Annotated in this window: 12 protein-coding genes; 3 read left to right on the top strand and 9 right to left on the bottom strand. The window is 63.4% G+C overall.

Annotation, left to right across the window (positions count from 1 at the left end; translation table 11 throughout):
* Window position 1: 1 nt before the first annotated feature.
* A complete protein-coding gene (locus tag M2396_RS10750) occupies window positions 2-2,275 on the bottom strand; it encodes a heavy metal translocating P-type ATPase (RefSeq protein WP_259074690.1) in 2,274 nt (757 codons plus the stop codon).
* Window positions 2,276-2,409: 134 nt separating this feature from the next.
* Between M2396_RS10750 and cadR the strand changes: the two genes are divergently transcribed.
* Window positions 2,410-2,853, top strand: a complete 444-nt coding sequence (gene cadR / locus M2396_RS10755) for a cadmium resistance transcriptional regulator CadR (RefSeq protein ID WP_101315398.1) — start codon at window positions 2,410-2,412, stop codon at window positions 2,851-2,853.
* Between the two features lie 42 nt (window positions 2,854-2,895).
* Here cadR and M2396_RS10760 read toward each other — a convergent pair whose 3' ends face one another.
* Genes M2396_RS10760 through M2396_RS10770 form a run of 3 tightly spaced genes read right to left on the bottom strand, consistent with a single transcriptional unit; the run spans window position 2,896 to window position 5,536 of the window.
* Window positions 2,896-3,867, bottom strand: coding sequence for a thymidylate synthase (locus M2396_RS10760; protein ID WP_101315396.1), 972 nt, complete (start codon window positions 3,865-3,867; stop codon window positions 2,896-2,898).
* A gap of 48 nt (window positions 3,868-3,915) precedes the next feature.
* The gene (gene lgt, locus M2396_RS10765) at window positions 3,916-4,725 is read right to left on the bottom strand and encodes a prolipoprotein diacylglyceryl transferase (protein WP_101315394.1); all 810 of its coding nucleotides are present in this window, start codon (window positions 4,723-4,725) and stop codon (window positions 3,916-3,918) included.
* A gap of 28 nt (window positions 4,726-4,753) precedes the next feature.
* Entirely contained in the window at window positions 4,754-5,536 is a 783-nt protein-coding gene (locus tag M2396_RS10770; protein ID WP_101315392.1) for a sulfite exporter TauE/SafE family protein, read from the bottom strand.
* 131 nt (window positions 5,537-5,667) lie between these two features.
* On the opposite strand from M2396_RS10770, the gene M2396_RS10775 reads away from it, so the two are divergent.
* Complete coding sequence (locus M2396_RS10775; protein WP_101315390.1) at window positions 5,668-6,414, top strand: NRDE family protein; 747 nt, start codon at window positions 5,668-5,670, stop codon at window positions 6,412-6,414.
* Between the two features lie 23 nt (window positions 6,415-6,437).
* Here M2396_RS10775 and ptsP read toward each other — a convergent pair whose 3' ends face one another.
* From ptsP to ilvA, 4 genes are all read right to left on the bottom strand, one after another.
* Window positions 6,438-8,717, bottom strand: a complete 2,280-nt coding sequence (gene ptsP, locus M2396_RS10780) for a phosphoenolpyruvate--protein phosphotransferase (RefSeq protein ID WP_150570401.1) — start codon at window positions 8,715-8,717, stop codon at window positions 6,438-6,440.
* 22 nt (window positions 8,718-8,739) lie between these two features.
* Window positions 8,740-9,219, bottom strand: coding sequence for an RNA pyrophosphohydrolase (locus tag M2396_RS10785; RefSeq protein WP_101315386.1), 480 nt, complete (start codon window positions 9,217-9,219; stop codon window positions 8,740-8,742).
* A gap of 126 nt (window positions 9,220-9,345) precedes the next feature.
* Entirely contained in the window at window positions 9,346-9,771 is a 426-nt protein-coding gene (locus tag M2396_RS10790; protein WP_101315384.1) for a DUF2269 family protein, read from the bottom strand.
* Window positions 9,772-9,862: 91 nt separating this feature from the next.
* Complete coding sequence (ilvA, locus tag M2396_RS10795) at window positions 9,863-11,377, bottom strand: threonine ammonia-lyase, biosynthetic (protein ID WP_259074695.1); 1,515 nt, start codon at window positions 11,375-11,377, stop codon at window positions 9,863-9,865.
* A 145-nt stretch (window positions 11,378-11,522) separates the two neighbouring features.
* Here ilvA and rpiA point away from each other — a divergent pair, with 145 nt between their 5' ends.
* Window positions 11,523-12,197, top strand: a complete 675-nt coding sequence (gene rpiA, locus M2396_RS10800; RefSeq protein ID WP_103435641.1) for a ribose-5-phosphate isomerase RpiA — start codon at window positions 11,523-11,525, stop codon at window positions 12,195-12,197.
* Between the two features lie 50 nt (window positions 12,198-12,247).
* Here rpiA and M2396_RS10805 read toward each other — a convergent pair whose 3' ends face one another.
* Window positions 12,248-13,159 carry an SdiA-regulated domain-containing protein gene (locus tag M2396_RS10805; RefSeq protein WP_101315379.1) on the bottom strand — a complete coding sequence of 304 codons (912 nt, stop codon included), beginning with the start codon at window positions 13,157-13,159 and terminating at the stop codon, window positions 12,248-12,250.
* Between the last annotated feature and the right edge of the window lie 32 nt (window positions 13,160-13,191).

Here is a 13,191-nt window from a genome sequence, read left to right on the forward strand (position 1 = left end):
CTTATTTGCGCAGCAGGCGCAGACCGTTGAACACTACCAGCAGGCTCACGCCCATGTCGGCGAAGACCGCCATCCACAGGGTGGCCATGCCGGTAAAGGTAACCACCAGGAAGATCGCCTTGATCCCCAACGCGAGGACGATGTTCTGGATGAGAATGGCCGCGCTGGCGCGGGAAAGCCTGACGAATGCCGGGATTTTGCGCAAGTCGTCGTCCATCAGGGCCACATCGGCGGTTTCAATCGCCGTGTCGGTTCCCGCTGCCGCCATGGCGAAGCCGATTTCAGCGCGGGCCAGTGCCGGTGCATCGTTGATGCCGTCGCCGACCATGCCGACCCGGTGCCCTTGGGCGTAGAGCGCTTCGATGGTCTTCAGCTTGTCGCTTGGCAGCAGGTTGCCCTCGGCTCGGTCGATACCTACCTGGGCAGCGATCGCTTGCGCGGTGTGCGGATTATCACCGGTCAGCATGACCGTTTTGATACCCAGCTCATGCAATTCGGCAATCGCCTGGCGGCTGCTGTCCTTGACCGTATCGGCTACGGCAAACAGCGCCAGCGGGCCGCTGCGATCGAGCAGCAGTACCACGGTCTTGCCTTGGCGCTCCAGCGTATCGAGCTGCGCTTCCAGTTGCGGCGAGCACAGGCCCAGCTCTTCGACCAGGCGATGGTTGCCCAGGTGGTACAGCTGGCCGTCGATCTCGCCACGCACACCGCGCCCGGACAGCGCGGCAAAGTTGCTGACGTCGCTCAACGGCAGTTGCTGCGCCTGGGCAAACTGCGCGATGGCCCGCGATACCGGGTGGTCGGAGCGCTCGCCGAGGCTGGCAGCCAGCGCCTGGGCGCGGTCTGCAAAGAGCGGATCAAGCGCGCTGAAATCGGTCTGCACCGGTTTGCCATGGGTGATCGTGCCGGTCTTGTCCAGGGCCAGGAAGTCCAGCTTGCGCCCGCCCTCCAGATACACCCCGCCCTTGATCAGAATGCCCTTGCGCGCGGCAGCGGCAAGGCCGCTGACAATCGTCACCGGGGTCGAAATCACCAGTGCACATGGGCACGCCACTACCAGCAGGACCAGTGCGCGATAGATCCAGTCAAACCAGACGCCGCCCATCAGCAGCGGCGGCAGAATCGCCACGGCCAGGGCCAGGGCAAACACCACCGGGGTGTAGATGCGCGAAAACTGATCAACAAAGCGCTGGGTCGGCGCACGCGCGCCCTGCGCTTCTTCCACAGCCTTGATGATCCGCGCCAGGGTTGACTGGCCGGCAAGGGCAGTAACTTTGTACTCCAGCGCGCCTTCCTGGTTGATGGTGCCAGCGAACAGCTTGTCGCCGACAACCTTCTCCACGGGCAGGCTTTCGCCGGTGATCGGCGCCTGATCGACACTCGATTGCCCGCTGAGCACTTCCCCGTCGAGGCCGATGCGCTCGCCAGGACGCACCCGCACCGACGCACCGAGCGCTACCCCACGCACTTCCACCTCAAGCCACTGGCCATCGGCCTGCTGCACAGTGGCCATGTCCGGGGTCAGCTGCATCAAGCCGCCGATGGCGTTGCGCGCGCGGTCCAGCGAGCGCGCTTCGATCAACTCGGCAACGGTGAACAGCACCATCACCATCGCCGCCTCGGGCCATTGGCCGATCAATACGGCGCCGGTCACCGCGATGCTCATCAGCGCGTTGATGTTGAGGTTGCGGTTTTTCAGGGCGATCCAGCCCTTTTTGTAGGTGCCCAGACCACAGCCAAGAATGGCTGCCAAGGCCAGCAAGGCCACCACCCACTCCGGCGCCAGCGCGCTGAAGTGCACGATTTCAGCGGTAATCGCCGCCACTGCCGACAGTGCCAGCGGCCACCAGTGGGTCTTGGCGGCAGGCGCAGCGGCGCTGTCTTCATCGTCAGTCAGCGGCTCGGCGCGCATGCCCAGGCTGTCGATCGCCCGCTCGATTGCGTCCGTGCCTTGCAGCGTATGGCGCACGCCGAGCACACGGTTGATCAGGTTGAATTCAAGCTGCTCGATACCGGCCATCTTGCCCAGCTTGTCCTGGATCAGACCTTGCTCGGTCGGGCAGTCCATGGCCTGGATGCGAAACCGGCTGAGCTGCGCATCGCTGCTGGCCTGCTCGGTCAGTTGCACCAGCGCAGGCGCAGGCTCGCCGCCACAGCAGCTGTGGGCCTTGGTGTCTTGGCAAGCGCTCTTGGCGGCATGCGCATGCTGGTGCTCATGGCCGTGGTCATGGGCGTCATGGTCATGCGCGTGGTCATGGCTGACAGGCTGGTTCATGGAGTCGTCCTTAGCTGATGCGCCGATCCCTTGAGCAGGCTTTGCGCGGCAAAGACGCTCGGTTACAGGGTAGTTATTGCCAAGTGAACACCCTGTAGCCACTATAGGGTCAAGCCATCTGCAGAGGATTTGTGATGAAAATCGGGGAATTGGCTAAAGCCACTGACTGCGCCGTCGAGACCATCCGCTACTACGAGCGCGAGCAACTACTGCCCGAGCCCGCCCGCAGTGACGGCAACTACCGGCTGTACACCCAGGCCCACGTCGAGCGCCTGACCTTCATCCGCAACTGCCGTACGCTGGACATGACCTTGGACGAGATCCGCAGCCTGCTGCGCCTGCGCGACAGCCCGGAGGGCCAATGCGGCAGCGTCAACGCGCTGATCGACGAGCACATCGACCACGTCCAGGCCCGCATCGACGGCCTGCTGGCACTGCAGGAGCAACTGGTGGAATTGCGCCAACGCTGCACCGCACCCGGGGCGGAATGCGCGATTCTGCAGCAGTTGGAGGTGAATGGTGCGGTGTCAGTGCCAGAGACCGAGCACTCGCATGTGGGCAGGAGTCATGGGCATTGATCAGGAATATCGCGGGGCACCTGACCCCGCGACCAATCCAAATCACACCGCCATCGGCGCCGTCAGTGGCGGGTGATGCTCGTAGCCTTCCAGGCTGAAGTCGCTCGGCTCGATCTTCTCCAGCCACTCCGGCTCGTACACCCCGGTCTTGGCAAACTCAGGCACGCGGTCGCTGATCACCAGTTTGGGTGCCGGCAAAGGCTCGCGGGTGAACTGCTCGTTGAGCATGTCCAGGTGGTTCTCGTACACATGGGCGTCGCCGATGAAGTAGGTGAACCAGCGCGGGGTGTAGCCGGTCAGGCGGCCGAACAGCGACAGCAGCGCAGCGCCTTCGGTGAGGTTGAATGGCGTGCCCAGGCCGAGGTCATTGGAACGGATGTAGAGGGTCAGGGAGATTTCCCTGGTCTCGACATTGGGGTGGAACTGGTACAGCAGGTGGCACGGCGGCAGGGCCATTTCGTCGAGCTGGGCGCAGTTCCAGCCGTGGAACAGGATGCGCCGGCTGCCCGGGTCGTTGGCGATGGTATCGAGGCACTGACGCACCTGATCGATGGCTTTGTAGAGGATGACGAACGCCTGGCCGTCTTCTTCGTCCTGGGCGATCTGGCGGAAGCCTTGTTGCTCGGCCATGGCGATGGCTGCCGGGTTGCTCAGCGGCACACGCTTGTAGCCTGGCCACTGGCGCCATTGCACGCCGTAGATTTCGCCGAGGTCGTCATGCCCCTGACGGAACGGGTTGGCCAGCCACTGGGCGTTTTCGTTGGCGTTCTGGTCCCAGACCTTGCAGCCCAGCTCGCGGAACTCGCCGGCGTTTTTCACCCCGCGCAGAAAACCGACCATCTCGCCGATGGCCGACTTGAACGCCAGGCGGCGGGTGGTCACGGCCGGGAAGCCTTTCTGCAGGTCGAAGCGCAGCATGGCGCCGGGCAGGCTGATGGTGCGCACGCCGGTGCGGTTGCTCTGCAGGGTGCCGTTGTCGATGACGTCGCGGACCAGATCTAGATACTGTTTCATGACTTACCTGTAACGAGAACGGCAGGGGGATCGCCCCTGCCGTGAAAATCAGACCGCGGCGTTGGCCGTGGGTTTACGGTTGTAGGCCAGCCAGATCAGCACGATGCCGCCAATGATCATCGGCAGGCAGAGCAACTGGCCCATGGTCAACCAGCCAAAGGCGATGTAGCCAAGCTGGGCATCAGGCACACGCACGAACTCGACGATGAAGCGGAAGATGCCATAGAACAGCGCGAACATGCCGGACACGGCCATGGTCGGGCGCGGCTTGCGCGAGTACAGCCAAAGGATCAGGAATAATGCCACACCTTCGAGGGCAAACTGATACAGCTGCGACGGGTGACGCGGCAGCTGCGCAGGGTCGCTGAACGGCGGGAAAACCATTGCCCACGGCACGTCGGTCGCCTTGCCCCACAGCTCGGCGTTGATGAAGTTGCCGATGCGCCCGGCACCCAGGCCAATCGGCACCAGCGGCGCTACGAAGTCCATCAGCTCGAAGAACGACTTGTTGTTGCGCTTGCCGAACCACAGCGCGGCCAGCATCACGCCGATAAAGCCGCCGTGGAACGACATGCCGCCCTTCCACACTTCGAATATCAGCGTCGGGTTGGCCAGGTAGGCGTGCAGGTCATAGAACAGTACATAGCCCAGGCGTCCGCCGACGATTACCCCCATCGACAGCCAGAACACCAGGTCAGAGAGCTTCTCGCGGCTCCAGGTCGGGTCGAAGCGGTTCAGCCGGCGCGAGGCCAGCAGCCAGGCACCGCCGATGCCGATCAGGTACATCAGGCCGTACCAATGGATTTTCAGCGGCCCGATGGCCAGGGCCACGGGGTCGATCTGCGGGTAAGGCAGCATGGTGATTCCTCTCGATCAAATCAGGCAGCTAAATCAAAAAACTCAGGCCGACGCAGAACAGCAACGCGGCGAACAGACGTTTGAGCAGGCGCGGCGACAGCTTGTGCGCCAGGCGCGCGCCATAACGGGCAAAAAACATGCTGGTCAGGGCAATGCCAAGCAGTGCCGGCAGGTACACGTAACCCAGGCTGTGCGGCGGCAGGTGGCTGTCGTCCCAGCCCAGCAGCATGAAGCTGAGGGCGCTGGCCAGGGCGATCGGCAAGCCGCAGGCCGATGAGGTCGCCACCGCCTGCTGCATCGGCAGGCTGCGCCAGGTCAGGAACGGCACGGTCAGCGAGCCGCCACCGATGCCAAAGATTGCCGAGGCCCAACCGATTACCACGCCGGCAACCGACAACCCAGGCTTGCCAGGGATGCCACGGCTGGCCTTGGGTTTGAGGTCGAGGGCCATCTGCGCGGCGACCACCAGGGCAAACACGCCAATGATCTTCTGCAGCATCGGGCCCTGGATCAACGAAGCGGTTTTGGCGCCGATACCCGCACCGATCAGGATACCAACGGTCATCCAGACAAAGACCGACCATTGCACCGCGCCTTTGCGCTGGTGCTCACGCACGGCGTTGATCGATGTGAAGATGATGGTCGCCAGCGAGGTGCCGACGGCCAGGTGGGTCAGCACCGAGGGCTCGAAGCCCTGCAAGGTGAAGCTGAACACCAGCACCGGCACGATGATGATCCCGCCGCCCACGCCGAATAGCCCGGCCAGGACGCCGGCGCAGGCGCCCAACAGCAGGTAGAGTACGAACTCCATTCGTCGACCCCATGACAATTCAGTCCGGCATGGTAACGGAAGCTGGCCTTGTGGCTCTAGTGAAGTCTGTGTCAGCTGATGGCCAGTGCCCGATGCAGTGGGTAGAGTGAGCAAAAACCAGAGGCTACGCCATGTGCCTGATCGTATTTGCCTGGCGGCCGGGGCATGCCCTGCCGCTGATCGTTGCGGCCAATCGTGACGAGTTCTATGCCCGCCCCAGTCAGGCGCTGGGCGCGTGGGACGACGCACCGGGGGTGTACGCCGGGCGCGACCTCGAGGCCGGCGGCAGTTGGCTGGGAATTGGTCCGAACGGGCGCTTCGCGGCGCTGACCAATATCCGTGACCCGCGCCAGCCACAAGGCCTGCGCTCTCGCGGTGAACTGGTGGCTGGTTACCTGCGCGGCGAGCTCGGCGTTGAGCAATACCTTGAGCAGGTGGCTAGCCGCAGCAGCGAGTACTCAGGCTTCAATCTGTTGATTGGCGACGAGCAGCAGCTGGGCTATCTGCACGCCTCTGACGCAGCGCCGCAATTGCTTGAGCCGGGCGTCTACGGGCTGTCCAATGCACGGCTGGATACGCCGTGGCCGAAGCTGGTGCAGACCCGCCAAGGCCTGCGCGAGTTGCTCGACGAGGCCGACCCGCAGCGGCTGCTGGGTTTGCTTGGCAACGCTCAGCCTGCGCTGGACGCCGATTTGCCGGACACCGGCGTTGGCCTGGCCACCGAGCGGCTGCTGTCGAGCGCATTCATTGCCAGCCAGAACTACGGCACCCGCGCCAGCACGGTGCTGCTTGTGCACAAGTCGGGGCAGCGGCGCATGCTCGAACGCAGCTTTGGTCCCTACGGCGGGCATCTGGGTGAGGTCGAGCTGGCGGTCTGAGCAGGGCCACCAGCATCCTTGGCTTAGAGGGTCTTGTTCGCGCCAGGCCCGATCATCCGCGCCAGGCCGAGGTTCTTCAGCGCCAGCTGCAGCGAGCTGTGGATAACTTGCGGGTTGTCGTGGCTCATGGCGTCGGCCAGCAGTTCCTTGGCCTTGCTCATGTTGACCTGACGCAGCATCCACTTGACCTTGGGCAGGTTGGTGGCGTTCATCGACAGGCTGTCAAAGCCCATCGCCATCAGCAGGATCGCTGCCGCCGGGTCACCGGCCATCTCGCCGCAGATACTCACCGGCTTGCCTTCGGCATGGGCATCGCGCACCACGGTTTGCACGGCTTGCAGCACTGCCGGGTGCAGGTAGTCATACAGGTCGGCGACCCGCGGGTTGTTGCGGTCGACCGCCAGCAGATACTGGGTCAGGTCGTTGGAGCCAACCGAGAGGAAGTCGACCTGACGCGCCAGCTCTTTGGTCTGGTACACCGCTGCCGGGATTTCGACCATCACCCCCACCGGCGGCATCGGTACGTCGGTGCCTTCGTCGCGCACCTCGCCCCAGGCACGGTGGATCAGGTGCAGGGCTTCTTCCAGCTCATGGATGCCGGAGATCATCGGCAACAGGATGCGCAGGTTATTCAAGCCTTCGCTGGCCTTGAGCATGGCGCGGGTTTGCACCAGGAAGATTTCCGGGTGGTCGAGGGTGACGCGAATGCCGCGCCAGCCGAGAAACGGGTTTTCTTCCTTGATCGGGAAGTACGACAGCGCCTTGTCACCGCCAATGTCCAGGGTGCGCATGGTCACCGGCAGCGGGTGGAAGGCAGCGAGCTGCTCGCGGTAGATCGCCAGCTGTTCCTTTTCGCTGGGGAAGCGCTGCTGGATCATGAACGGCACTTCGGTGCGGTACAGGCCAACCCCTTCGGCGCCGCGTTGCTGCGCCCGGGCCACGTCGGCGAGCAGGCCGGTGTTGACCCACAGCGGCATGCGATGGCCGTCCGGGGTTACGCAGGGCAGCTCGCGCAGTGCGTCCAGGCCTTTGGCCAGTTCGCGCTCTTCTTCGACGACTTCCTTGTACTGCTTGCGCAGCACATCGCTGGGGTTGGTGAAGACTTCGCCCTTGTAGCCGTCGACGATCATTTCGATGCCGTCGACCTTGGAGTACGGCAGGTCGACCAGGCCCATCACCGTCGGGATACCCATCGCCCGGGCCAGAATGGCCACATGCGAGTTACCCGAGCCAAGCACCGAAACCAGACCGGCAAGCTTGCCCTCCGGCACCTCGCCAAGCATCGCGGGCGTCAGCTCTTCACTGACCAGAATGGTGTTTTCGGCGTAGACCAGGGTCTGCGAACGGGCTTCCTGCAAGTAAGCCAACAGCCGCCGGCCAAGGTCCTTGACGTCGGAGGCGCGCTCGCGCAGGTAGTCGTCGTCCATCAGCTCGAAGCGGTTGACGTGCTCGCCGACCACCTGACGCAAGGCGCCCTGGGCCCACTGGCCGGTCTTGATCACTTCGACCACTTCGCCACCAAGGGCAGCGTCTTCGAGCATCATCAGGTAGACGTCGAACAGCGCCCGTTCTTCCGGGCGCAGCTGGGTGGCAAGCTTGGCCGACAGCTTGCGCATATCGGCGCGCACGCCTTCGAGGGCGTTATTGAACAGTTTCAGTTCGGCGTCGATGTCATCGACGGTCTTGTCCGGCACCACTTCCAGATCGGCGGGCGGCAGCATCACCACCGCCCGGCCTACCGCAGCGCCAGGCGAACCCGGTACGCCGACGAAGCGTGCCTCTTGAATGCCTTTGCCCTGACGGCCCAGGCCACGGATCGAACCGGTCGCTTCGGCGTGGGCGATAACCCCGGCCAGCTGCGCGCTCATGGTTACCAGGAAGGCTTCTTCGCCCTCGTCGAACTGGCGCCGCTCCTTTTGCTGGATGACCAGCACCCCAACCACTCGACGGTGGTGAATGATCGGCGCACCGAGAAACGACGCGTAGCGCTCTTCACCGGTTTCGGCAAAGTAGCGATAACGCGGGTGATCGGCGGCGTTTTCCAGGTTCAGCGGCTCTTCCCGGGTACCGACCAGGCCAACCAGGCCTTCGTTGGGGGCCATGCTGACCTTGCCGATCGAGCGTTTGTTGAGGCCTTCGGAGGCCATCAGCACGAACCGGTTGGTTTCCGGGTCAAGCAAGTAAACCGAGCAGACATGGCTGCCCATGGCTTCCTTGACGCGCAAGACAATGATCCCCAACGCCGTCTTGAGATCTTTGGCGGAGTTCACTTCCTGGACGATCTTGCGCAGCGTATTGAGCATGGCTCGGGGTCGAACTCCGTCGTCAGTCGCGCGTCAGCAGGCGCGGGGCTAGCTCTTTCAGGGCGCGGCGGTAAACCTCGCGCTTGAATGTCACGACCTGGCCCAGCGGATACCAATAGCTGACCCAGCGCCAGCCGTCGAATTCCGGTTTGCCGGTCAGGTCCATACGCACCCGTTGCTCGTTGCTCACCAGGCGTAGCAGGAACCACTTCTGTTTCTGGCCGATACACAATGGCTGGCTGTGCGTGCGCACCAGCCGCTGGGGTAGACGATAACGCAACCAGCCGCGGGTGCAGGCAAGAATTTGCACATCGTCACGCTCCAGGCCGACTTCTTCATTCAGCTCGCGGTACAGGGCATCTTCCGGCGTCTCATCAGGGTTGATACCGCCCTGGGGAAATTGCCAGGCATCCTGGTTGATCCGTCGAGCCCAAAGCACCTGTCCAGCATCATTGGTGAGAATGATACCGACGTTGGGGCGAAATCCATCCGGGTCGATCACGGCAGCAACCTCGAAAACGCATATTGCCGCATTGTTCCACAAAGCTCACAAGCGCAGCAACGCGCCTGCCGTGCTTATGTGCAGCCAGGTGAAATTCCCTGTGAAATGGGGCTGTTGCGGGCTGCCTCAGACCGGCTTGGCGCCCATCAGGCCCGCAATCGAGACAAAGCACACCGCACTGAACACGGCCAGTGCCAAGGTCAGGCGCAGGCTGCCAGGCTCAGCCCGGCGCAAGCGGTTGAGGCGGATCAGCAGCCACCACACACTCAGCGCACCGACGGTGTAGATCACGCTCGAGGCCAACAGCCAGGTCTGCCCCAGCGGCCAGCCGACCAGGTGCACCAGCCACCAGCCGGTGAATGGCATGCTCACCAGGCACACGCCGAGCAACAGCCAGACAAACAGCAGGGGGCGGCGCAGCAACTGGCTATAGACCGCAGCATCGCTGCGCTGGCGCAGCCGCCAGGTGTAGATGGCCAGGCCCAGGGCGCAGGCGAGCAACAGCACGGTGGCGACAACGTGCACGGTCTTCAGGGTGGTCAGGTATTCCATGTGCAGATCCTTGGGTTGCGCGTGCGGGCCTTGGCGCGGCTGGCTGATACAGCACCGCGCCGAGAAGCCTCTCGAGGTCTAGCTTAGCCCCTCAACCCAAAAACAGCCGGTAGGCCGGGTTTTCGCTTTCATCCCAGTACGGGTAGCCAATCTTGGCCAACGCTGCCGGCACCAGATGACGCTCGTCTTCGGGCACCTGCAAGCCGGCCACCACGCGCCCGTCTGCGGCGCCATGGTTGCGGTAGTGGAACATGGAGATATTCCAGCGCCCGCCCAGCTTGGTCAGGAAGTTGAACAGCGCCCCCGGCCGTTCGGGGAATTCGAAGCGCAGCACGATCTCGTCGTGGGCCCGCGCCGAATGGCCGCCGACCATATGGCGGATGTGCAGCTTGGCCAGTTCGTTGTCGGTCAGGTCGATAACCGGGAAGCCTTGCTCGATCAACTGCTGCACCAGCGCGGCGCGCGGGTCGGTATCGGGATGGGTCTGCACGCCGACAAAGATGTGCGCCTCGTCCGAGGTGTGCTTGCGGTAGTTGAATTCGGTTATCTGGCGCTTGCCGATGGCCTCGCAGAAGGCCTTGAAGCTGCCCGGCCGCTCGGGGATGGTCACGGCGATGATCGCTTCGCGCTTCTCGCCCAGCTCGGCGCGCTCGGCCACGTGGCGCAGGCGGTCGAAGTTGACGTTGGCGCCGGAGTCGATGGCGACCAGTGTGTGACCACTGACACCGCTCATTTCCACGTACTTCTTGATCCCGGCAACGCCTAAAGCGCCGGCAGGCTCGGTTATCGAGCGGGTATCGTCGTAGATATCCTTGATCGCCGCGCAGATTTCATCGGTACTGACCGTGATCACCTCGTCCACGTGCAGCTTGCAGATATCAAAGGTGTGCTGGCCGATCTGCGCGACCGCAACGCCATCGGCGAACAGCCCGACTTGCGGCAGCACTACTCGCTCGCCAGCGGCCAAGGCCGCCTGCAGGCAGTTGGAGTCGTCCGGCTCGACGCCGATCACCTTGATTTCCGGGCGCAGATATTTGACGTAGGCAGCGATGCCGGCAATCAAACCGCCGCCGCCGACCGGCACAAAGATCGCGTCGAGGCGGCCCGGGTGCTGACGCAGAATTTCCATGGCCACGGTGCCTTGGCCGGCGATGGTGTGCGGGTCATCGTAGGGGTGGATATAGACGAAGCCCTTTTCATCCACCAGCTTGAGCGAATAGGCCAGCGCCTCGGGGAACGAGTCGCCGTGCAGGACGACCTTGCCGCCACGCGAGCGCACGCCTTCGATCTTGATTTCCGGGGTGGTCTTGGGCATCACGATGGTGGCTTTGATGCCCAGCTCGCGCGCAGCCAGCGCCAGGCCCTGGGCATGGTTGCCGGCGGAGGCAGTGACCACGCCACGGGCCAGCTCTTCGGCAGTCAATTGCGCCAGCTTGTTGTACGCCCCGCGGATCTTGAACGAGAACACCGGCTGCAGGTCTTCACGTTTGAGCAGCACTTGATTGTTCAGGCGCTTGCTCAACTGGCCGGCACTGTGCAGCGGCGTTTCGACGGCAACGTCGTACACGCGCGAGGTGAGGATCATCTTGACGTACTGTTCGAGCATCGGGAAAGCATCACTGGCCGCGGGACAAGGCCTGCGAGTCTACCCCAGCGCCACGTCGGCGGACCACAGCAAAGCCGAGGTTTTGCCGGCACTTGCCGCTATACTGTGCGCCTCTCGAAACTCCCCAGCCCCACTCGGAGCCCGCATGACCCAGGACCAACTGAAACAGGCCGTCGCCCAGGCCGCTGTCGATCTCATTCTGCCCAAGCTGGACGACAAGAGCGTCGTTGGCGTCGGCACCGGTTCGACTGCCAACTTCTTCATCGACGCCCTGGCTCAGCACAAAGGCGCCTTCGATGGCGCGGTCGCCAGCTCCGAGGCCACTGCCCAGCGCCTCAAGGGCCATGGTATTCCGGTGTACGAGCTGAACAGCGTCAGCGAGCTGGAGTTCTACGTGGACGGCGCCGACGAGAGCGACGCGCACCTGAACCTGATCAAGGGCGGCGGCGCCGCACTGACCCGCGAGAAGATCGTCGCCGCCGTGGCCAAGACCTTCATCTGCATCGCCGACGGCAGCAAGCTGGTGCCGGTGCTAGGCGAGTTCCCGCTGCCGGTCGAAGTGATTCCGATGGCGCGCAGCCACGTTGCCCGCGAGCTGGTCAAGCTGGGCGGCGACCCGGTCTACCGCGAAGGCGTGCTGACCGATAACGGCAACGTGATTCTGGATGTGCATAACATGCAGATCACCAACCCGGTCGAGCTCGAGCGGCAGATCAACGCCATCGTCGGCGTGGTCACCAACGGCCTGTTCGCCGCGCGCCCGGCCGATGTGCTGCTGCTCGGCACCGCCGAAGGGGTCAAGACTCTCACCGCCGAGTAAACAGCGATGCGCCCACGGCCCCTGTTCAAGGTGGCCGTGGGCTGCGCTACTCAGTCAGCCGGCTGCTTGAACACGTAGAACAGGTTCGGCTCGCTGACCAGATAGATCGTCCCGGCATCATCCATGGCAATCCCCTCCGCCTGCGGCACCGTCTTCTGCAGGCCTTGCGAACCCTTGCGCAGCGACAGCGTACTCAGCGGTTTGCCCTTCACATCCAGCTCCACCACCAGCCGTGATTCATCCGACAGCGCCAGCAGATGGCCGCTGCGCTCATCGAACTGCAGGCTCGACAAGTCCTTCACGAACAACCGCGAATCGCGCTTGCGGTCCTGGTCGACCTGCACCGAATAAGGCTGTTCGGGATTATCGTGGGGGAAGCCGCGCACCTCATAAATCACCATCGGATCGCGCTCCTTGGCCACGAACAGGCGCTTGCCGGCCGAGTCGTAGGCCAGGCCCTCAAAGCCCTTGTTGCCGTTCAGGCCGATGCCCAGGCTGAGCTGCTCGGCGTCGTTGGCGTCGAGAAAGCGCGTGTTGTCATCCAGGCGTACCCGGATCAGCCGTTGCAGGCGCTCGTCGGTAATCACGTAGCTGTTGGGGCCGATGTACTCGACTGCCTCTGGATCACCGAAACCGGTCAACGGCACGCGGCGCAGAATGCGCCCGTCCAACGACAGTTCGATCAGCTCGGAGCGTTTGTTGGTGACGGTAAACAGGGTTTTACGATCAGGGTCGAAGGTCAGCGCCGATACATCGTCATCCAGGCCCTCGATGACCTGTCCTTCAAGCACCACCTGATAACGGTCCAGGCCGATGCTTTGCTCGGCCGGCTGCCACCAGGTCTTGAGGTTGAACCAGCCGCGCTCGAACAGTCGCGATTCATAACCCTTCACGCCGATCGCCAGTAACACGACAACAACTGACAGCAGCAACAGCACAGGCAAGCGGAGATAACGGCGCATGGAGGCAAACTCGGTGAATGGGAGGCAAAGCT

The sequence above is a fragment of the Pseudomonas sp. BIGb0278 genome, assembly GCF_024809895.1.
GTDB lineage: Bacteria > Pseudomonadota > Gammaproteobacteria > Pseudomonadales > Pseudomonadaceae > Aquipseudomonas > Aquipseudomonas shirazensis.